General features: G+C 45.0%; 13 protein-coding genes. 7 read left to right on the top strand and 6 right to left on the bottom strand.

Going from position 1 to position 21,808, the window contains the following annotated elements; genetic code table 11:
- Positions 1 to 40 precede the first annotated feature (40 nt).
- Both rsmB and fmt read right to left on the bottom strand, forming a co-directional pair.
- On the bottom strand, positions 41 to 1,345 hold the full coding sequence (gene rsmB, locus ACFN7Z_RS00185) for a 16S rRNA (cytosine(967)-C(5))-methyltransferase RsmB (protein ID WP_395442336.1): 1,305 nt from the start codon (positions 1,343 to 1,345) through the stop codon (positions 41 to 43).
- Positions 1,345 to 2,304 (bottom strand): methionyl-tRNA formyltransferase, encoded by a 960-nt coding sequence (gene fmt / locus ACFN7Z_RS00190; RefSeq protein ID WP_395442338.1) that lies wholly within the window; start codon positions 2,302 to 2,304, stop codon positions 1,345 to 1,347. The genes rsmB and fmt overlap by 1 nt, the downstream gene beginning before the upstream one ends.
- Positions 2,305 to 2,774: 470 nt before the next feature.
- On the opposite strand from fmt, the gene ilvD (ACFN7Z_RS00195) reads away from it, so the two are divergent.
- From ilvD (ACFN7Z_RS00195) to ACFN7Z_RS00215, 5 genes are all read left to right on the top strand, one after another.
- On the top strand, positions 2,775 to 4,604 hold the full coding sequence (gene ilvD / locus ACFN7Z_RS00195; RefSeq protein WP_130235515.1) for a dihydroxy-acid dehydratase: 1,830 nt from the start codon (positions 2,775 to 2,777) through the stop codon (positions 4,602 to 4,604).
- Between the two features lie 366 nt (positions 4,605 to 4,970).
- Positions 4,971 to 6,656 carry a dihydroxy-acid dehydratase gene (gene ilvD, locus ACFN7Z_RS00200; protein WP_130235514.1) on the top strand — a complete coding sequence of 562 codons (1,686 nt, stop codon included), beginning with the start codon at positions 4,971 to 4,973 and terminating at the stop codon, positions 6,654 to 6,656.
- 71 nt (positions 6,657 to 6,727) lie between these two features.
- Positions 6,728 to 8,026: a hypothetical protein gene (locus ACFN7Z_RS00205; protein ID WP_130235513.1), complete on the top strand. Its 1,299-nt coding sequence runs from the start codon at positions 6,728 to 6,730 to the stop codon at positions 8,024 to 8,026.
- Between the two features lie 205 nt (positions 8,027 to 8,231).
- Positions 8,232 to 10,337, top strand: coding sequence for a TonB-dependent siderophore receptor (locus tag ACFN7Z_RS00210; protein ID WP_395442341.1), 2,106 nt, complete (start codon positions 8,232 to 8,234; stop codon positions 10,335 to 10,337).
- Positions 10,338 to 10,498: 161 nt separating this feature from the next.
- Positions 10,499 to 11,236: a sulfite exporter TauE/SafE family protein gene (locus ACFN7Z_RS00215; RefSeq protein WP_062031789.1), complete on the top strand. Its 738-nt coding sequence runs from the start codon at positions 10,499 to 10,501 to the stop codon at positions 11,234 to 11,236.
- Here the strand turns inward: ACFN7Z_RS00215 and ACFN7Z_RS00220 are convergent.
- From ACFN7Z_RS00220 to ACFN7Z_RS00235, 4 genes are all read right to left on the bottom strand, one after another.
- Positions 11,233 to 12,138 (bottom strand): LysR family transcriptional regulator, encoded by a 906-nt coding sequence (locus ACFN7Z_RS00220; protein ID WP_114837491.1) that lies wholly within the window; start codon positions 12,136 to 12,138, stop codon positions 11,233 to 11,235. The genes ACFN7Z_RS00215 and ACFN7Z_RS00220 overlap by 4 nt on opposite strands.
- A 149-nt stretch (positions 12,139 to 12,287) precedes the next feature.
- On the bottom strand, positions 12,288 to 13,589 hold the full coding sequence (locus ACFN7Z_RS00225) for a solute carrier family 23 protein (RefSeq protein WP_058870574.1): 1,302 nt from the start codon (positions 13,587 to 13,589) through the stop codon (positions 12,288 to 12,290).
- A 301-nt stretch (positions 13,590 to 13,890) separates the two neighbouring features.
- On the bottom strand, positions 13,891 to 16,575 hold the full coding sequence (gene ppc / locus ACFN7Z_RS00230; protein ID WP_058870573.1) for a phosphoenolpyruvate carboxylase: 2,685 nt from the start codon (positions 16,573 to 16,575) through the stop codon (positions 13,891 to 13,893).
- A gap of 205 nt (positions 16,576 to 16,780) precedes the next feature.
- Positions 16,781 to 17,407 carry a TetR/AcrR family transcriptional regulator gene (locus ACFN7Z_RS00235; RefSeq protein WP_205667435.1) on the bottom strand — a complete coding sequence of 209 codons (627 nt, stop codon included), beginning with the start codon at positions 17,405 to 17,407 and terminating at the stop codon, positions 16,781 to 16,783.
- Between the two features lie 149 nt (positions 17,408 to 17,556).
- On the opposite strand from ACFN7Z_RS00235, the gene ACFN7Z_RS00240 reads away from it, so the two are divergent.
- Both ACFN7Z_RS00240 and ACFN7Z_RS00245 read left to right on the top strand, forming a co-directional pair.
- Positions 17,557 to 18,657, top strand: a complete 1,101-nt coding sequence (locus tag ACFN7Z_RS00240; protein ID WP_130235508.1) for an efflux RND transporter periplasmic adaptor subunit — start codon at positions 17,557 to 17,559, stop codon at positions 18,655 to 18,657.
- Positions 18,658 to 18,659: 2 nt separating this feature from the next.
- Positions 18,660 to 21,797 (top strand): efflux RND transporter permease subunit, encoded by a 3,138-nt coding sequence (locus ACFN7Z_RS00245; protein WP_395442345.1) that lies wholly within the window; start codon positions 18,660 to 18,662, stop codon positions 21,795 to 21,797.
- The last annotated feature ends 11 nt before the right edge of the window (positions 21,798 to 21,808 follow it).

Genomic DNA, 21,808 nt, shown 5'->3' on the forward strand with positions numbered 1-21,808 from the left:
TACACACATGAAAAAAGGAGCCTTTCAGCTCCTTTTATTTTTAAATCTTTTCAATGCGACAATAATAAAAACCATCGCCACGCCCTACTTGTGGGAGTAGTTGGCGACCATAAATCTGCTCAATACCCCAATCGGCATCAATTTTAATTTCTTTCGCATCCGTATGTTCAGCAAAGAAGTCGACCATTTGCTGTTCATTTTCGGCTTTCAAAATCGAGCAGGTGATGTATAACAATGTACCGCCCACTTTGAGCTGTTGCCACATATTTTCAAGAATCTGCTTTTGCAGCTGTACCGTTTTGGCAATATCCCCTGACTGACGCAGCAAACGGATATCGGGATGGCGACGGATCACCCCAATGGCAGAGCAAGGTGCATCCAGTACGATACAATCTGCAAGCTCAGGCGATGTCCATTTCACCGCATCTGCCGAGATAATGTCGACATACTTTTCATTTAAAGCCAAACGCTCTAAGTTTTCAGAGACACGTTTTAAGCGCTTTTCATCTTGGTCGAGTGCAATCAATTTTTTCGGCTGATACATCTCTAAAATATGCGCTGTCTTGCCGCCAGGTGCTGCACAGGCATCAATTACAAATTTGCCATTCAAGTCGGGTAACAAAGTTGCACAGAGTTGTGCATGTTCATCTTGGACTGAAAAACCACCTACTTCAAAACCTGGTAGGCTTGGGATATGCAGACTGTCATCCAGCACAATGCCGACATTTGAAAGTTCACAGGCATGGGCTTCAATGCCTTCATCTTCTAAAATTTCAAGATATTCGTCACGGCTGACTTGTAAGGTGTTCACTCTTAAGGTTAAGGGTGCAACTTGTTTCAGCTCATAGCTGATTTCAGCCAGTTGCTCGCCCCAGTCCTTTTTCAAACGCTTTGCTAACCAACTTGGCAGATTCGAGGCTTGTTCCAAAACATCGTAGAATTGTTCCGTTTCACGTGTTGCACGGCGCAAAATAGCATTCACCACACCACTTAAGCTTTCCATACCCAATTGTTTAGCTGCTTCTACCGTTTCAGAAATCGCGGCATGCGCTGCAACGCGGGTACACAGCAATTGGTATAAACCCACATATAAACAGGTTTCAACGACTTGGTTTTCCAGTGGCTTAGTCAACAACGGTAAAGTCACTTGTTTAAGCGCATGCCATTGGCGTAAACAGCCAAGAACTAATTCATGGTACAAGGCACGGTCTTTGTCAGACACAATTGCCATGTGTTGCTGAAGCACCGATGCCAGTGATTGACCATTTTGGACAGCCAATAACGTTTTAACAACCTGAGCACGTAAGTTTAGGGTCTTACCTGAGGCGTGGGGAGATTGTTTCATTATAAAATTTGTCCAATATTCAGTTTTTGGGTTTGTAAAATTTGTACGGCATTTAGGGGTTTACCCCCCGGCCATTGCAGAGAGCTTAAACACACCGCGTGTTCATCGCCACAAGCGACATGAACACCTTGTTTATCGATGGCTAAAATGGTGCCTGCCGCTTGAGCTTGGGCATTTTCTTGAGACAACATCGAACCCCAAACGCGCAGATTATTGCTTTCATCCAGTGCGATAAATGCGACAGGCCATGGGTTAAATGCGCGAATATTACGGTCAATTTGCACCGCTGTTGAAGTCCAATCAATTTGCGCTTCAGCCTTAGAGAGTTTGTGTGCATAGACTGTCAAAGCTTCATCTTGCACTTCGCGGTTGTCTAAATAGTGCTGCAATGTACTTTCAGAGGCTAACACTTTGACCGTCGCTTCAGCCCCTTGGAGTGCCAGTTTGTCATGCAAGCTTGCAGAGGTATCTGTAGCTTCAATCGGGCAGTAGGTTTTATACATCATATCGCCCGTATCCAAACCTGCGGCCATTTTCATAATGGTGACCCCAGTTTCGGTATCTCCAGTAGAAATTGCGCGTTGAATAGGCGCTGCACCTCGCCAGCGTGGCAACAGTGAACCGTGAATGTTCAAACAGCCATATTTAGGTGTATCCAAAACCACTTGTGGCAAAATAAGGCCATAAGCAGCCACCACCATCACATCTGCATTTAAGGCTTTGAGCTCAGTTTGAGCAGCTAAACCTTCTTCAGTTGAGGATTTAAAATGTAGCGGTTGATACACAGGAATATCATGCGCTAAAGCCAACTGCTTCACGGCTGAAGCGGTAAGTTTCTGCCCACGACCTGCTTTACGGTCAGGTTGTGTATAGACTGCTACAATTTCGTGTTCTGTTTTTAGGAGAGCGTCTAATGCCACAGCCGCAAATTCGGGCGTGCCTGCAAAGATGATTTTCAAGAAATACTCGGAAAAAGGAGAAGATTAAAACAATTATAGCAAAACTCGAGCAGCTACAGATTTATCCTGCATAAAAAGCTGATAGAGCGGTTCTAACTGAATGATGTACGAGAGTTTTATTCAAAAAATAGCGCAATGCTCCTTGATAGCGTATCGCTCAAAATCTGTATTTCATATAAATAAAACTCATGCAAAATTTAAAAATTATTCATAGAAGTTTTGTATTGCAAGGCGATTGAACGGGTTATAGTAGTTTCCATATGCAATTGAATGTCAGCTCATCGGTTAAAATGTAGCACGCAAACTTACTGCCTTCGATAATTTAGGTCGAGATGCCTAAAAACGAGATTTACGCAGAATGTGAATATGTTATGTTTAAATTTTTGACAGTTTGACACTCTCAGAACTCAGATTTTAGCCAGAGTGAATGTGGACATTCATCTCAAGCACAACTATGTTGGAAAAGTACAATGCCTGACTATCGTTCAAAAACATCAACACACGGAAGAAACATGGCGGGTGCGCGTGGCTTATGGCGCGCAACGGGGATGAAAGATGAAGACTTTGGTAAGCCGATTATTGCGGTAGTCAACTCATTCACTCAATTTGTACCGGGTCACGTTCATTTAAAAGACTTAGGTCAACTTGTAGCACGCCAAATTGAGAAAGCAGGTGGCGTAGCTAAAGAGTTTAATACCATTGCCGTTGATGATGGTATTGCGATGGGCCACGATGGCATGCTGTATTCATTGCCTTCACGTGACTTGATTGCGGACTCGGTGGAATACATGGTCAATGCACACTGTGCTGATGCGATGGTGTGTATTTCAAACTGTGACAAAATTACCCCGGGCATGTTGATGGCATCTATGCGTCTGAACATTCCTGTGGTGTTCGTCTCTGGTGGGCCGATGGAAGCGGGTAAAGTGAAAATCCGTGGCAATGAACACGCGATTGACCTTGTTGATGCCATGATCGTCGCAGCAGATGACAGCTTCACTGATGAAGAAGTGGCTGAATACGAACGTTCAGCTTGTCCAACCTGTGGTTCATGTTCAGGCATGTTCACTGCAAACTCAATGAACTGTTTAACCGAAGCGTTGGGACTATCGCTTCCGGGCAATGGTTCAACTTTAGCGACACATGCGAATCGTAAAAAACTATTCGAGCGCGCTGGTCAGTTGATTGTTGAAATTACCAAACGTCATTACGAACAAAATGATTACAGTTTGTTGCCACGCTCAATTGCCACCAAAGCAGCCTTTGAAAATGCCATGACGCTTGATATTTCAATGGGCGGTTCAACCAATACCGTTCTACACTTGTTGGCAGCGGCGCATGAAGCAGAAGTTGACTTTACCATGACCGACATTGACCGTTTGTCACGTAAAGTGCCTGTACTGTGTAAAGTTGCACCTGCAAAACAAGATGTGCACATGGAAGACGTACACCGTGCAGGTGGCATCATGTCGATCTTGGGTGAATTAGACCGTGCAGGTTTGCTGGATACTTCTGTACCGACTGTGCATGAAAAAACCTTAAAAGATGCTTTGGACAAATGGGATATCATCCGTACTGAAGATGAAGATGTTTACCAATTCTTCCGTTCAGCACCGGGTGGTGTACCGACGCAAACCGCATTTTCACAAGACCGTTACTACTCTCGTTTAGATGGTGACCGTGACAATGGCGTGATTCGTAATGCTGCGCATGCCTTCTCTCAAGATGGTGGTTTGGCTGTCCTGTACGGTAACATTGCACTTGAAGGCTGTATTGTGAAAACAGCGGGTGTAGATGATTCCATCTTAAAATTCAACGGCACGGCCCGTGTGTTTGAAAGCCAAGATGCTGCAGTAGAAGCGATTCTAGGGGGCAAAATCATTGCTGGCGATGTGGTGGTGATTCGTTACGAAGGTCCGCGTGGTGGTCCGGGTATGCAAGAAATGTTGTATCCAACCAGTTACTTAAAATCGAAAGGCCTTGGTAAAGACTGTGCTTTACTCACCGATGGTCGTTTCTCGGGCGGTTCATCAGGTCTTTCTATTGGTCACGTGTCTCCTGAAGCGGCTGAAGGCGGTGCAATTGGTTTGGTGGAAGATGGCGACCGTATCGAAATCGATATTCCAAACCGTAGTATTCACTTAGCGGTGGATGAAGCAACCATGGCTGCGCGCCGTGAAGCACAAGAAGCCAAAGGCTGGCAACCTGCTGAGCAGCGTCCACGTAAAGTGTCTAAAGCCTTAAAGGCTTATGCAATGCATACCACCAGTGCGTCTAAAGGCGCAGTACGTGAAATTTAATCGGTAGGTTTTACGGATAAGAAAGAGCACTCCTTTGGGGGTGCTTTTTTATTGATTAATGAAAATAGCACAGTCACATTTTACAGTACGGTTTGTACTGTTATTGCGTAGATGAGATTTTACTTTTGACGACACAAAAGTAATAAAATGCCTTTGCTCCCCTGATATGGCATCCCTGTCATACAGTGAAACAGCGACATCCATATTGCTTCATCATGTGATCTGATTTGGTAGAAAAAACAATAAATGGGTTCATGTAATACCCAGCGAGTCGCTTTCATGTCTAGCCTGCTTTCTATACAATAAAAACAGAAAAAATTGCCAAGACTGTAGAGCAATACGCAGCCATCGCTAAGGACAAATACAATGAGTAAAGACAATATCCGCGAACATTCAGCCCCAGTTTATGAAGGCATTGAAAATGCGCCTGCACGTTCCATGATGCGTGCCACAGGCTTTAAAGATTCAGACTTTACTCGTCCCTTTGTTGGTATTGCGTCTACTTGGGCTAATGTCACGCCATGTAATATGCATATCAATGAACTGGCACGTGAGGCCGAAAAAGGGGTCAATCAAGCTGGTGGTAAAGGCATTATTTTTAATACCATCACCATTTCAGATGGTATTTCTAACGGCACCGAAGGTATGAAGTATTCATTGCTGAGCCGTGAAATTATTGCGGATTCGATAGAAGCGGTGGTGGGATGCCAAGCCTATGATGGCGTGATCGCGATCGGTGGTTGTGACAAAAATATGCCGGGTTGCATCATGGGCTTAGCCCGTTTAAACCGTCCAGGTTTGTTTGTTTATGGCGGTACAATTAAGCCTGGCGCAGGACATACCGACATGATTTCCGTCTTTGAAGCTGTGGGTCAGCACGCCAAAGGTGAAATCAGTGCCATTCAAGTCAAACAGATTGAAGAAGTGGCACTGCCGGGGCCGGGTTCATGTGGTGGCATGTACACTGCAAATTCGATGGCCTCTGCGATTGAAGCCTTGGGCATGAGTTTGCCGGGCTCCTCTGCACAAGAAGCGGTTTCTGATGACAAGCGGATCGACTGTCAAAAAGCAGGTGAAGCGGTGATGAATTTACTGCGCTTAGACCTGAAACCACGCGATATTATGACCAAAGCTGCATTTGAAAACTCAATTAAAGTGCTGATTGCCTTGGGTGGTTCGACCAATGGTGTGCTGCACTTACTGGCAATGGCACATACTGCTGGGGTTGAGCTGAGTTTGGATGATTTCGTCCGTATCGGGCAAGATATTCCCGTAGTGGCCGATGTGCGTCCATCTGGCAAATATTTGATGTCTGAGCTGATCGCGATTGGGGGCATTCAACCGCTGATGAAGCGAATGCTTGATGCTGGCATGCTCGATGGTTCATGTTTAACGGTCACTGGAAAGACCTTGGCGGAAAATTTGGCTGAAGTTGAAGACTATCCAGAAGGTCAGCAGATTATTTTACCGTTCGACGCGCCAATTAAAAAAGACTCTCACTTAGTGGTGCTCAAGGGTAATCTTTCTCCAACAGGTGCTGTGGCTAAAATTACCGGCAAAGAAGGCCTGTACTTTGAAGGGCCCGCACGTGTCTTTGAAGGTGAAATCGGCGCGATGCGTGGCATTTTAGATGGCGAAGTTCAAGCGGGTGAAGTGGTGGTGATTCGTGGTGAAGGGCCTAAAGGTGGACCGGGCATGCCTGAAATGCTGAAACCGACCTCAGCGATAATTGGTAAAGGACTCGGTAAATCTGTGGCGCTGATCACCGATGGTCGTTTCTCTGGTGGCAGTCATGGTTTTGTCATTGGTCACGTGACCCCAGAAGCCTATGAAGGTGGGCCAATTGGTTTAGTGCAAAATGGCGATAAAATCTCAATCAATGCAGAAACCCGCGAAATGACGTGGCATATTTCGGCAGAAGAGGCCGCAGCGCGTCAAGCCGCGTGGGTGAAACCACAGCCGAATTATCGTTATGGGGCTTTGGCCAAGTTTGCAAAACTGACCACTGGTGCGGAAAAAGGCGCGGTAACTGATCTAAATTTAGATGTCTAATTGATCATTTTGCTGTGAATTGATATAAACCCTTGTAGTACTTTCAAGGGTTTAATTTAGAGGCTTTGCTCATGTCACTGTTGCGTCGATGGTTCGATCCGATTCGATCGCGTTGGTTTTATCAAAAACCGATTCGTCAAACGGTCGTATCTACAGAACAAGGCTTGAGTATTCATTTACGCCTCGACGATGTATATAGCTATTTAGCGGTTCAGCAGTTACCACAAATTGAAGAAATTTTAGCGGATGAACTGAAGCCATTGAAGGTGGTCATTTCCAGTCAGGCTGCTGAACCTCCGAACCAAATGTCGGCTTTGGAATGGCAAACTTATTGTTTAAATGATGCCAAAATTCTGTCGCGTCAGCACCGTTTTAGCTTTCACGAAACGCCAGAACAACCCAGTCCAGAGGCATTGAGCCAAGCAGAAACCATCTTGCGGCATACGCCGCTGCGTGGGCAGGACTTTTTGTATTTGCTTGAAGATGTGTTTCACATGCTGTGGCAAAAACAAGAAGGTAAGCTGCGCACCTTATATGCGATGGCCAGCCGTCATCATCAAGAGCAAAACTTTCCAGAACGTATTTTTAATGATGATGCGGTACTGGCCAGTTACTTCCAGCTCGGTGACCGTCAGTATCATGCCGTCGATGATCTGCTGCGTTTAACGCGCCGTTTAAAACAACAAAAATTATTTACCGATAACCCAATTTTCTTGATCAATCATATTGATTGGCGTGAGCATTTGATTAATGATGCTGAAGAATTAAATGAAATTCAGGCGCTCGATCCAGAGTTAGACCTATACATTGCGCTGGAAGATCCAATTTCATGGTTGTTATTGGCCTATATTAAAGAAGAACTGGCCGATTATTATAATATTCAGCTCAATGTCTATCCGCTCAGTTATCACGGTCGAGATGGGTTTGATTGGAGTTTGGCAACGCGCTTATCCAAACGGACAGAAATCAAATTCACACCGTTTTGCCGTCCGACGCAAGCAGCCACTTTGGCGATGGCGCAGTTATTTTATAGCGTGCCTGAAGAGCAGCGTATTGATGCCATGTATCGGATTTTGAAAGCCGTTTGGACCCAAGGCAAAGATGTATCCTTTAAATCGCATTTTGATCAACTGATGCAAGAATTGGAAATCACAGCATTGATCACCGAAGATGTGGAAGCCAAGCTTCAAGAAAATGACATGCTCTGTGAAATGAAGTCCCAGCCTGATTTCCCCGTGATTGAACTGCGTGTGGATGGGCAGAGCTATGTCTTTAATAGTTTGTATCGCGTCTGGATGATTGAAAGTATTTTCAGTAATGTGCTGGAAGATCAATATAAAACCGACCCTGTGGATGAAAGCGAAGGCTGAGTTTTGTATACCTCTTATTGATCAAAACAGTCCAATAACACATGAAACCTAAAGCCGATGGTGTTTTTAGGCTGAGTTATTAAAGTGCTTATTAATAATGTTAATGAGGTTTAACAATTAAATTCATTGTTAAATTTTATTAATAAATAGGCTTCCAAATGAAAATGATTATAATTGGCATTCTTTCTGTCTGTTGATCGATGTTATGCGTTTTCATATTTCTTCTTTGAGCTTATCCATTCTGGCCATGATGACTACAGCAGCGTTTGCTCAGGGCGAGACACTGGAAACAGCATCATCCCAAGTTTTACCGACTTTGCAATTTGAAGCCCAAGATGCAGATGACAAAGCGGCATATGCAGCAAAAACTGCATCAGCTGTTTTGCGTTCAGATGCACCGCTGTTTGAAACTGCGCAATCGATCAGCGTGATTAGTGAAAAACAACTCGAACAGAAACAAGCGAAAACACTGTCTGAAGCCTTGCAGGGTGTAGCGGGGGTCACCGCAGGACAGTATGGTCGCCGTGGTTGGGATGACTTTATTATTCGTGGGCAGGTTTCCAGCGCACAGACCTATGTCGATGGCTTGCGTATTCAAACTTCTGATAATGCCCTACGTTCAGAAGACATCAGTGGTTTACAGTCGATTGAAGTGGTGAAAGGGCCGACATCGACTGGTTTTGGCTTTGCCTTGCCGGGCGGCTTAGTTAACTTAACCACCAAACGTCCTGAAGTTGAAACTTTTTCTCGGGGCAGTGTGAGCTATGGCAGCAATGCCTTTGTGGATGGCACATTTGATATCAACTATGCACCAAATGATAGCGAAAAAGGGGCGTTTCGTGTGGTGGGTCAGGCCTCTGACCAAGATGATCCAACTGATTATGTTTATTATAAAAATTATTATATTGCACCATCTTATAATTTTGACTTAGGTGAAAAAGACGAACTGTCTGTGATTGCCAGCTATCAGCATCGGGATTTTATTCGCCAGCAGGGGATTCCCTATAGTAATGGCGCTTATAAAAACTATTCACAGACCTTATTTTTTGGCGCGCCGAATCTAAGCAATACGGTCGATGTTTTGCGCTTAGGGTCGAACTATGCGCATTATTTTGATAATGGCTGGAGCTTTAAGCAAAATTTTGCAGTCACTACAACCGATGCAGATAATAATCCTGTATTGGCAGCTAGTGGCGCTTTTTTACCAACCTTCAAACGGACGGTAGAAAGACAGATTAAAGATGATGTAAATTTTGCATTAGATAATAATGTGTCACGTCATTTCGACTGGGGCAAAACCCAATATGATTTGATGGTGGGTTTGGACATGATGCATGAGCGTAGTGATTATGAACGGAGAAGTTATACAGCAACAACGGATTTTAATGCGGACAATCCTGTTTACACTTCAATGGCAAAGGCGACCAAAATTAAAACGCATCAAATTACAGATACCCAATATATGGGTGTATATCTACGTAATAATTTAAAAATTGATGATCATTGGATCTTAGGCTTATCGGGTCGTCATGATTGGACGCAAGTTGAAATTGATAATATTTTAACGAATACAACGACCAAAAATTCAGATAATGCTTTTACGGGTAATGCGTCCTTGATGTATCAAATCAATGATATGTTTGCCCCTTACGTGAGTTATGCAACCTCTTTCTTTCCTGTGAGTGATGCTGGTGCAGATGGTACGCTGCTGGACCCAGAAGAAGGGGAACAATATGAAGTTGGTGTGAAGTTCCAAGGGCTGAATCAAAGACTGCAAGGCTATGTGGCTTATTATGATTTAACTCGTCAGAATGTCACAGAGCCAGATTCAACAAATACTCATCACGTACAAATTGGTGAGCAAAAGACCAAAGGCTTTGAAACAGAGTTATCAGCTACGTTGACGGATCAATGGAACCTGACCGCAACCTATAGTTATATTCCAACTGCAAAAATTACTGAAAGTGAAACCAGCAGCGATATTGGCAAGCGAATTAACCATGTGCCTAAAAATGCCGCCTCTTTATCAACCCAATACTTCTTTGCAGATGAGCAATTGGGTTGGAATATTGGTGCCAGTGCGAATTATCAAGGTGCGCGTACAGCACAACGTGGGACTGATTATGTGCCACTATCGAGCTATACGCTGTATGACGTCAGTGCCGGTTATGAGGCGAAAAATTGGGGCGCAAAATTCAGCGTAAAAAACCTGTTTGATAAAGAGTATTTAGTCGGAACCACGCCAAATGCACAATTGGTGAGCTGGGGCGATCCACGTACTTTCCGCTTCAGCCTAAATTTCAAATACTAAGCAGAATTACAGCGCATCACATCTGGATTCAATAACAGTTGAGTCCAGACCATTCTTTCCAGTAAGCCTCAATCTTTGGTTGAGGCTTACTTCTAAAAACAGTGATATGAGCCCAGATTTAAATTTTATAGCATGGCGCTAAGTGTTTAGAGAGAAGCGTCATGCTTGCTTTTGTTATTTTTGTTTTTGCTGTCGCAGGCATGATTAAGGGCACCATTGGCCTAGGTTTGCCCGCCGTGTCGATGGGACTTTTATCTTTGGTGATTAGTCCATTTCAAGCGGCAACTTTGCTCATAATCCCTTCCATGGTTACGAACTTCTGGCAATTGTTTGCAGAAGGGCGTGTACTGCGACTGGTACAACGCTTTTGGCCATTGCTGGTGGGCATGATCATTGGTTCAGTTTGGAGTGTTTTTCCTACACTTGGACATGGCGAATTTCAAAGTGAAGCGCTGTTGGGCGGGATGTTGGCCATTTATGGTCTATATGGTTTGTTTGCCAAAAACATGCCCAACTTAGCCCCGTATGAAAAATATTTATCACCAATCATGGGATATTTGGGCGGTGCTTTGACGGTGGCGACAGGGGTGGTGGTGATTCCCGTGGTTCCATATTTGCAGTCCTTGCATTTGAAACGGGATGATTTGGTACAATCGCTCGGCCTTGCCTTTACCGTTTCAACTTTATGTCTTGCTGTGTATTTACATCTAAATCCTGTTGAAGACACTCCCATTGACTATCAACTGTCGTTGATCGCTCTGCTTCCTGCATTGCTCGGAATGTGGTTGGGCACTAAAATTCGCTACCGCATCCCTGAGCAGGCCTTTCGTAAGGTGTTTTTTGTGGGCCTAGTCTTATTTGGCAGTTATATGGTTTTACATCAACTGGGCTGGCTTTAATGCGGCATGAGTTGGTCATGTTGGCTCAAGAGGAATTGACTAAAGCGTTGATAATCTGCGGGGAGCTGATCAAAACACCGTGCTGCTAACAGCAACTTGCGGTTGGCCCATTTGCCTAAGAGTTCAATCTGCTGAAAGTCATACTGCACTTTTAAACGCAGTGCTGCCCGTTTGGGAATAATCGCAATGCCGACGCCATTGGCGACGACTTGGGCGATCGCGGCAAAGTTCGGCACCCGTAGACGATAATGGATGTCACAGCCTAAGCGTTTGGCTTGCGCTTCTATGGACTGTTGTAAGGAGTGATATTGCATGAGGCCCACAAACGGATGTTGCAATAATTCACCCAGCTCCAGTTGAGCCGCAGTGGCAAGTGGATGCTGGCTTGGGCAGATCAGTACCAACGGGTCTTCAGCAAACTCTTGAGTTTCAAGCTGCCCTGCATCAAAAAAACCAGAGATCAGCCCCAACTGCGCCGTACCTGTACTGAGGGCCTGAATGATGTCATTGGTTTCGGCTTCTTTTAATTCAATATGGAGCTTCGGATTTTCCATTAAATACTGCGGCAATAAATGAGGTAAGTACTCACTCTGCGCCGATGAGTTGCACCACAATATAATGTTGCTCGTTGCACTGTGAGCAAAGGGCAGCATGGCTTGTTGTAATTGCTGCTGTTGTTGCAGTAAGTGCTGCGCATGTTCCGCAAAGGTTTGTCCAGCAAGGGTCGCTTTTACCCCAGTTGCATGGCGGGTAAATAAACTCACTTCAAAATGCTGTTCTAATTTTTTAATCCGCTCACTGGCGGCTTGTAAAGAAATGGCGGAACGTTCTGCACCTTTGGTCAAACTGCCTGTACTCAGGATATTGATAAACAATTGCAGATCAAAAAAATCAAGGCGCATGGCAGGGTCAAAGCGGAAAATGTTGCTTTATCTTAGTCCTTTTTGCGTTTTGAGACATACCTTTAGGTGTAATAGGAGTCAGAGCATTAGACCAAAAAAAGCAGCCCGAAGGCTGCGATCAACAATGGATAATCAAAATATCAGATAGATTAATCTTTTTGCCCTAAGCTGAAGAACCAGTTTAAGAACAACGCTGCAAACGTAGCAGTACCAATACCACCCAAGTTAAAGTTGCCAATTTGTAAGGCAAAATCACCTGTACCTAAAATTATGGTGACTGCTGCGACCATCAGGTTTTTGTTCTGTGAAAAATCGACTTTGTTTTCAATCCAAATTTTTGCACCCGCGATGGTAATCAAACCAAACACTACAATCGACGCACCGGTTAAAATCGCGGTCGGAATGGTATGGATGATGGCACCAAATTTCGGTGACAGACCCAAGAAAATGGCAAACACACCTGCGATGGCAAAAATGATGGTCGAGTAAACTCGTGTGACTGCCATGACTCCAATGTTTTCACCATAGGTGGTCATGCCTGGTGCGCCGACACCGCCTGCTAATGTCGTTGCGACACCATCGGCAACAAACGCTTTACCAATGTGCGGATCAAGGTTTTCACCGGTCATCGCACTCACGGCTTTAATGTGACCGAGGTTTTCTGCCACCAAAATTAACGCAATTGGTGCAATGATCATCATGGCATTGGCATTAAATTCAGGCGCATGAAAAGTCGGTAAACCAAACCAAGCGGCTTGTTGAATTGGTGCAAAATTAATCGCTGTGCCATAGCCCATAACGTTGGTCACGATGAAATAGACCAAGTAAGACAGTAACAAACCAATTAATAATAAGAGACGCTGCAATAAACCACGGGTAAAGACTGCAATCGAGCCCATACATAATACGGTAACCAGTGCCATCCACATATTAAAGGAATTGCCCGCAACGCCTTTGACCGTCACTGGGGCAAGGTTGAGACCAATAATCATCACCACAGCACCTGTCACCACAGGCGGCATCAGTTTTTCAATCCACTTGGTGCCCGTTGCCATGACCATAAAACCAAACAAGGTATAGAGCACGCCGCAGGCAATAATACCGCCGCCCGCCATAGCTAAATTTGGATTGAGTGCGCCTGTGCCCGATGCGGTATAGCCCGTTGCTGCAATCACAACCCCAATAAAGGCAAAACTTGAACCTAAATAGCTTGGAACACGTCCACCCGTCATAATAAAGAACAAGATGGTACAAATCCCGGACATTAAAATGGCAAGGTTGGGATCGAAGCCCATTAAGAAAGGGGCAAGAACCGTTGCTCCAAACATGGCAAAGGCATGCTGCACACCTAAAATTGCACTTTGTGAAGCAGGGAGATATTCACTTGTGCCAACAGGACGTGCATCGATATTGCCTTCGTACGAGCGCCATTTGGGAAACCAATTGGACATTTTTTGAGCACTCTAAAGATAAATTGTGCACATCATACTCTTGTTTTTTAGAAGATTTAATCAGTGATACAAAAAATTGTTCAAACTAATCTTATGACTTTTCAGAACTTTTTACCGCATGGTAAAAATTTATATTTTTAAAAATAATGATAAATCAAGGTTTAATTGGTAAATTTAGCCAATCGCTCATTCATAAATATTTATGATTGGATTGATAAAAAAAATTATAAAAGGTTTGACTATGCGTTCAATAAAAAAGCACATCATAGTGATGTGCTTTAAATGGAGCGGGCTTAAAACTTTATCCTGTGTTACGAAGACCCGCTGCAATGCCGGCGATACTTACCATAAGTGCATGATCTACAGGTGTATTTGTTTCCTGACGCTCTTCTAGGTAGCGGCGACGACGTTTCATTAACTCTGCTTGGAGTAAATGCAGAGGCAATAAATACGGTTTGCGCACTCTCATCGACTGATCTAAAACTTCGTTACTGCTGAGGAGTTTAGACTCACCTTTAAGCGCTAACAGGGTTTGCACCGCATACTTTAAGCGCTGACGCAGATGTTCACCGAGCACTTTCAAGTCCTCATCATCAGTCAGGTGCGACTCATAATACAGCGCTACATGAGCATCAGATTTTGAGAGTACCATTTCCAACATATCAATCAGGGTTTGGAAATACGGCCATGCCACCAGCATTTCATCTAAGGTAGCCTTATGTCCTTGATCAATCACTTGGTTAATTGCCGCGCCTGTACCCAACCAAGCGGGTAGCATCAAACGAATCTGAGTCCACGCAAATACCCAAGGAATGGCACGTAGGGACTCAATGCCGCCAGTGACTTTACGTTTTGCAGGGCGTGAGCCAAGCGGTAACATTTGCAGTTCAAGCTCTGGCGTGACTGTACGTAAGTACTTTACGAAGTGCGGGTTTTCTCGCACAGTCTGACGATACACTTGTACCGACAAATCGGTCATGCTGTGCATCAACTCGCGCCACTCAGGTTTTGGGACGGGCGGTGGAAGTAAAGTGGCTTCTAAAGTAGCAGCGGTATAAATCTCTAAGTTTTGTAGCGCAATGCCTTCTAAGCCAAACTTGAAGCGAATCATTTCACCTTGTTCAGTGACTCGAATTGCACCTGAAATCGAGCCAGGTGGCTGTGAAAATAGGGCTTGTTGCGTTGGCGCACCGCCGCGGCTGATGGAACCGCCACGACCATGAAATAGCGTAAGTTGTACGCCATGCGTTTTCGCAATTGCGGTTAACTCTTCTTGCGCACGGTACTGTGCCCAATTGGCTGACATAAAACCTGCATCTTTTGCTGAGTCCGAATAGCCAATCATCACTTCATGTTTGCCCTGAATATGCTGTTTATACCAATGCATATTGAATAGGGTATTCATGGTGGCTGCCGCGCCATCTAAGTCTTTCAATGTTTCAAACAATGGCACCACACGTAGTGGATGTTGGATGCCTGCTTCTTTTTGCAAAAGCAGTACCGCCAGCACATCACTTGGATATTCAGCCATCGAAATAATGTAGGCACCTAAACTTTCTTGAGGCTGCGCTGCCAAAGTACGCATGGTGGCAAACACTTCTTGTACTTCAGGTTGTTCAATTAAACTTTGCGCAGGTTCATTTAAATGCTTGGGCAACAGTGGACGTTTGCTTTGTAGCTCTTGCAATAAGAAGTTTTGACGTGCTTGTTCGGTCCACGTTTCAAAATTCCCCAGACCCAAATATTCAGTAATGGCTGAAATCGCTTGGCGATGACGGCCTGACTCTTGGCGAATATCCAGTTTTAGCAGTTCAATCCCGAAACAGTTCACTCGATGGATAAAGTCTAGCAATTTGCCATTGGCAATTTCAGGCAGGTTGCTGGCAATTAAAGAGCGATAACACAGCAGTAAAGGCTGTAGCAGCTCCTCTTTGGCTTTAATCACCAAGCTGTCATCGGCATCGGCACCGCGCAGTTTTTCTGCGAGCCAATGGCGCGTAGCTTTCAGCCGTTCGCGGGTATGACGTAAATATTCACGGTAGGGTTCAGGATGGTCTTGACCCAAGGCTTTACGCAGTTCATCGCTACAGCTTTGAATTGACAGTTCCCAACGCAAGGCTTCAATGTCACGTAAATAAAGATCAGCCGCTTTCCAACGCGATAGCCACAGGACTTCTTGCGTAATGTTGTGTGTCACATTCGGGTTGCCGTCACGGTCACCCCCCATCCATGAAGCGAAACGTACAGGTGCGACATGGAGAGGCAAACGTTGCCCACAGTGCTCAATCACCATGTCGTCTAGTTCACGCATGAACTTCGGCACGGCATTCCATAAGGTTTGCTCAATAGTAGTAAAGCCCCATTTTGCTTCATCGACTGGGGTTGGACGGTGTTGACGAATTTCATCGGTCTGCCACGCCGAACAGATCAGTTGTTTTAAGTCTTCAAGGACTGTTTGGCGCTCACGAGGGGTCAGTTTTTGCTGATCCATTTTAAATAAGGCATCGTTAATACCATCATATTTTTGGATCAGGGTACGACGGCTGACTTCAGTGGGGTGAGCGGTCAGAACCAGTTCAATATTTAAATCACAGATTTGCTGGAACAGCCTATCGGTTGAAATGTCGTTATTTTTAAATTTAGCAAAGAGGTGGTCGAGCGGATTTGGAGAGGGTGCGGTCTCATCAAATTCACTTTGACGACGGCTACGCACCACATGATATTGTTCCGCAATATTGGCAAAGTTCAAAAAGTGGGTAAAGGCACGCGTCAGCGGCAAAATTTCATCGTCTTCAAGGCTGAAAAACAATTGTTCCAGCTGCTTTTCGGCTTCAACTTGACCGTCCCGTGCCCCTTTGGATAAGGCCCGAATTTGCTCGACCTGATTAAACAAATCTTGTCCTGCATGCTCCTTGAGGGTTTCACCCAATAGGTTGCCGAGTAATCGGACATCTTCACGTAGTGGAGCATCAATTTGTTGAATCATGATTATTATTCCCTCGTTGTTCTTAATTTGACTATACCCCGATTCGATGACAATCCAAGTAGGGGCAGACAAAAGTAGGGGATTAATTGCTGATTTTAGAATCAATTGAAACACTTAGTGCAAGCAATTGTTTTAAAGTAAAGAGAGTTTTTAATTTCAAGTATTTGAATTAATTATGAAAAATATAAGTTTAATTAACCGAATCCTAATGTTTTTGTAAGGGGTATTTTAATAAAAAAATCGCAATAGCCTCTTGAATCAGTTGCTCGCGTTGTTCGGCATTTGGCACTTCATTCATCCCCAGTAACATTTCTTGGTGGCGATATCCAAACAGTAAAGACATTAATAAGGTGATGACCTCATTGACCTGTTCAAACTGAAGCACGCCTAAGGCTTGAGCTTGGTCAAAGAACTGCTCCCAAATCGCCCGCATTTTGAGGTGGGAGGCTTTATAGAAGTTCTCTAGCAAAGGATTTTGTTCAGCGGCCAGCTGTAATAGTAAGTGCTCCAGCTTGATCGCCTCAGGCAGGTTAATAATATGCATCGATAACGCACAAATCTGTTCGAGCATGGGCACAAAGTCTTCGGCACGTTGCAGTTGAAATGAACGACCCAGCATCAGCTTTTCACAGGTTTCTTCAATCGCACAACTGAACAGATTGGCTTTGTCCTGAAAATGGTTATACACCGTGAGTTTGGTGACGTGCGCTTCCTTGGCAATATGGTCCATGCTGGAGCCGTGGTAGCCATGTTGTAAAAACAACTGACGTGCCACCTCCAAAATACGTTGCCGTTTTTCTAAATCCTTGGGACGTCCTGCTGAAGCTTGCACACATTTTCCTAAAAAAAGTTCAAAAAGTCATTTACATCTGAGCATATCTTTAATTAGTGTACTATGCAGTATATTAATTAATAAATAACCAAATTAAGTCTGGATATTGTGCCTGATTAATTGGTGGTTATGGAAGAAGAGCAGACTTCATGAGCAAAATTCAGACCTTTGTGGCAAGTATAATGGTGGTGTGTAGTATCACCTTGTGGGGATGTAGCAAAGACACGACTGAACCAGAGTCGGTACCTTTGGTAATGGTGAGCCAACCGAATACCACGCATCTAGAACAAAAAAGCTATGCTGGCGAAGTGCAAGCCCGCCAACAAACGGCACTGTCTTTTCGTGTTGGGGGACAAGTCACGGAGCGTTTGGTCGATGTGGGTGACCAAGTCAAAGTCGGACAAGTTTTAGCGCGCTTAGATGTGCAAGATGCCCAGTTGCAATTAAATGCAGCCAAAGCACAGTTAGAAAGTGCTCAAGCGGCTGAAAAAAATGCGCAGGATGAACTCAATCGCTTTAAACAATTATTACCGAGTAATGCAGTGAGTCGTTCACAGTACGACAGCGTTGAAAATCAATACAAAGCCGCACTGTCGAGCTTGAAACAAGCACAAGCCAATTACAATGTTACGCAAAACCAAACCAGTTATAACCAACTGATCGCCAATAAAAACGGTGTGATTACCGAGCGTAATATTGAAATTGGACAGGTGATTTCAGCAGGCCAACCCGCGTTTCAACTGGCCATTTCAGGTGATCGTGAGGTGGTGATTGGTGTGCCTGAACAAGCCATTGCTCAGATTAAAGTTGGACAAGATGCCCTAGTCACTTTGTGGTCTAAACCCGATGAACGTTTTGCTGCCTATGTCCGTGAAATTTCACCTGCCGCAGATCAGTCACGTACTTTTAGTGTCAAAGTGGCTTTGCGTGAAGGACAAAATACGATTCAACTGGGACAGAGTGCTCGGGTGTTTTTCAGTTCAACTGAAAGCAATGTGTTGAGTGTACCGTTAGCCAGTGTTTCCGCTGCAGGTAAAAATGCTTATGTCTGGGTGGTGAATGCTGACAACAGTATTCGTAAAGTGCCTGTCAGTGTGGGGGAGTACGGTCGAGACAGCGTTACCATTCGTTCAGGTTTACAGCCAAAGGACTATGTCGTGGTGGGTGGGGTGCATTTACTGCGTGAAAAACAAAAAATTCAACCAATTAGCCGTGACAATAAAACGGTCAAGATTGCGACAGGGAGTTAAGCATGAACTATAACCTGTCGGAATGGGCCTTAAAAAATAAGGGCTTGGTCCTTTATTTGATGTTGTTACTGGGCATCGTGGGTGTGGTGTCTTATTCCAAACTTGCACAAAGCGAAGACCCACCTTTTACCTTCAAAGTGATGGTGGTACAGACCTATTGGCCGGGTGCAACGGCGCGTGAGGTGTCTGAACAGGTGACCGACCGTATTGAAAAAGAGCTGATGACCACGGGTAAGTATGAGCGCATTATGGCCTACTCCAGACCCGGCGAGTCGATGGTGACTTTCGTGGCACGAGATGCCATGCGCTCCAGTGAGATACCGGATGTGTGGTATGACGTACGCAAGAAAGTTGGAGACATCAAACATCAGCTGCCCAATGGGGTGCAAGGACCATTCTTTAATGATGAGTTTGGCGATACTTTCGGCAACATTTATGTGCTGACCGGTAAAGACTTTGATTATGCAGTGATGAAAGAATATGCCGACCGTCTACAGTTACAACTGCAACGCGTCAAAGATGTCGCGAAGGTCAACTTAGTTGGGTTGCAAGATCAAAAGATTTGGATTGAAATTTCCAACACCAAGTCGGCACAGTTAGGCATTCCTGTGACAGCGGTGCAACAAGCCCTGCAACAGCAAAATACCATGGCCAGTGCAGGCTTTTTTGAAACAGAGTCGGATCGTATTCAACTCCGAGTCACAGGGCAAATTAAGAGCGTTGAAGAACTGCAACGTATGCCTTTATTGGTCAATGGGAAAACCATCCAGCTGAGCGATGTTGCCGACGTCTATCGTGGCTTTAGTGAACCCGCTCAACCCCGTATGCGCTTTATGGGTGAAAATGGCATTGGCATTGCGGTGTCGATGCGTAAAGGTGGCGACATCTTGGCTTTGGGCAAAAACCTAGAAGTCGAGTTTTCCAAGCTGCAAAAAACTTTGCCTTTGGGGATGGAGCTGAAAAAAGTTTCAGACCAGCCTGTGGCGGTTAAGCGTAGTGTCAACGAGTTCATGAAAGTTTTGGCTGAAGCGGTGATTATTGTCTTGCTGGTTAGCTTTTTCTCGCTGGGTTTCCGGACTGGACTGGTGGTGGCATTCTCAATTCCACTGGTCTTGGCCATGACTTTTGCAGGCATGAATATTTTTGATGTCGGTCTGCATAAAATTTCTTTGGGTGCCCTGATTTTAGCGCTGGGCCTCTTGGTCGATGACGCCATTATTGCTGTGGAAATGATGGCGATCAAAATGGAACAAGGCTACAGTCGACTACAAGCAGCAGGGCATGCGTGGCGAACGACGGCCTTCCCAATGTTGACGGGAACTTTGATTACCGCTGCGGGCTTTTTACCGATTGCTACAGCAGCGTCCAGTACAGGTGAATACACTCGTTCTATTTTCCAAGTGGTGACCATTGCCTTAATTGTGTCTTGGTTTGCAGCGGTGTTGTTTGTGCCTTATTTGGGTGACAAACTCCTGCCCGATTTTAATAAAGAGCTGATTCAAAAAGCGCCGTGGTATAGCAGTTTGTGGGCACGTTTGCGCAAACAGCCAGAACCTCAGCCGATGGTGCATCATGCAGGTGAGCATCACGATCCTTATCAAACCAAGTTCTATCAAGGTTTTCGCCGTTGGGTCGATCTGTGTGTGACCTATCGTAAAACGGTCATTGCGACGACGGTGGCTATTTTTGTGCTCTCGGTGTTGATGTTTAAGTTAGTACCACAGCAGTTTTTCCCACCCTCGAATCGTGCCGAAATTTTGGTCGACTTAAAGCTTGAAGAAGGTGCATCTTTAACGGCAACTGAAAATGCGGTGAAAAAAGTTGAACAGTTCCTGTCGAAGCAAGAAGGCATAGATAATTATGTGGCATATGTGGGCACAGGCTCGCCACGTTTTTATTTACCGCTCGATCAGCAGCTACCACAAGCCAGCTTTGCTCAGTTTGTGGTCTTGGCTTCTTCACTGGATGATCGCAATGAAATTCGCAAATCCTTAGACACCCAAATCCGTCAGTTATTGCCCGATGTACGTACTCGCGTCTCTTTACTTGAAAATGGCCCACCTGTCGGTTATCCACTTCAATATCGCGTGTCTGGTGAAGACTTAACTCAAGTGCGTGCTTGGGCGGATAAAGTCGCAGCGATGCTGAGTGCTAACCCCAACACCACTAATGTGCATTTGGACTGGGGTGAACCAAGCAAGATGATCAATTTAGAGATTGACCAAGACCGTGCCCGCCAAATGGGGGTATCGAGTTTAGATTTGGCCAATTTCTTGAACAGCTCAATTTCGGGTGCCACCATTAACCAATACCGTGAGAAACGTGAGCTAATTGAAATCCGTTTAAGTGGTGATCAAGCCGAGCGGGTTGAAGTAGCATCACTGGCAAGCCTTGCCGTTCCAACCTCAAATGGCGGAACAGTACCGTTGGCACAAATTGCCAAAATTGATTATAGCTTTGAAGAAGGTTTGATTTGGCATCGTAACCGCCTACCGACCATTACGGTACGAGCAGATATTCGAACTAAGTTACAACCGGCCACTGTGGTGGATGAAATGGCTGAGCAGATGAATCAGCTGCGTGCGGAATTGCCGAATGGTTATTTGGTTGAAGTGGGCGGCACAGTGGAGGAGTCTGCACGTGGGGGTAAATCGGTCGCAGCAGGCATGCCTTTGTTCTTGGCCGTGGTCATGACTTTGCTGATGATTCAACTGCGCAGTATGTCTCGTGCCACGATTGTCTTGCTCACCGCACCTTTAGGTTTGATCGGTGTGGTGTTGTTCCTGCTACTGTTCAATAAACCTTTTGGCTTTGTTGCGATGTTGGGCACCATTGCCTTGTCGGGCATGATCATGCGTAACTCGCTGATCTTGATTGATCAGATTGAGCAAGATATTCAAGCAGGGCATGAATCATGGGATGCGATCATCGATGCGACGGTGCGACGTTGTCGTCCAATTGTGCTGACGGCATTGGCAGCTGTTCTGGCGATGATCCCACTATCTAGAAGTATTTTCTTTGGACCTATGGCGGTTGCGATCATGGGCGGACTGATTGTGGCGACGCTATTAACCCTGTTCTTTTTACCTGCCTTGTATGCGCAGTGGTTTAAAGTAAAAAAAATTAGCCATAAGCTGTAAATTTATGCCAA

The sequence above is a fragment of the Acinetobacter sp. P1332 genome, assembly GCF_044057475.1.
GTDB classification, from domain to species: domain Bacteria; phylum Pseudomonadota; class Gammaproteobacteria; order Pseudomonadales; family Moraxellaceae; genus Acinetobacter; species Acinetobacter johnsonii.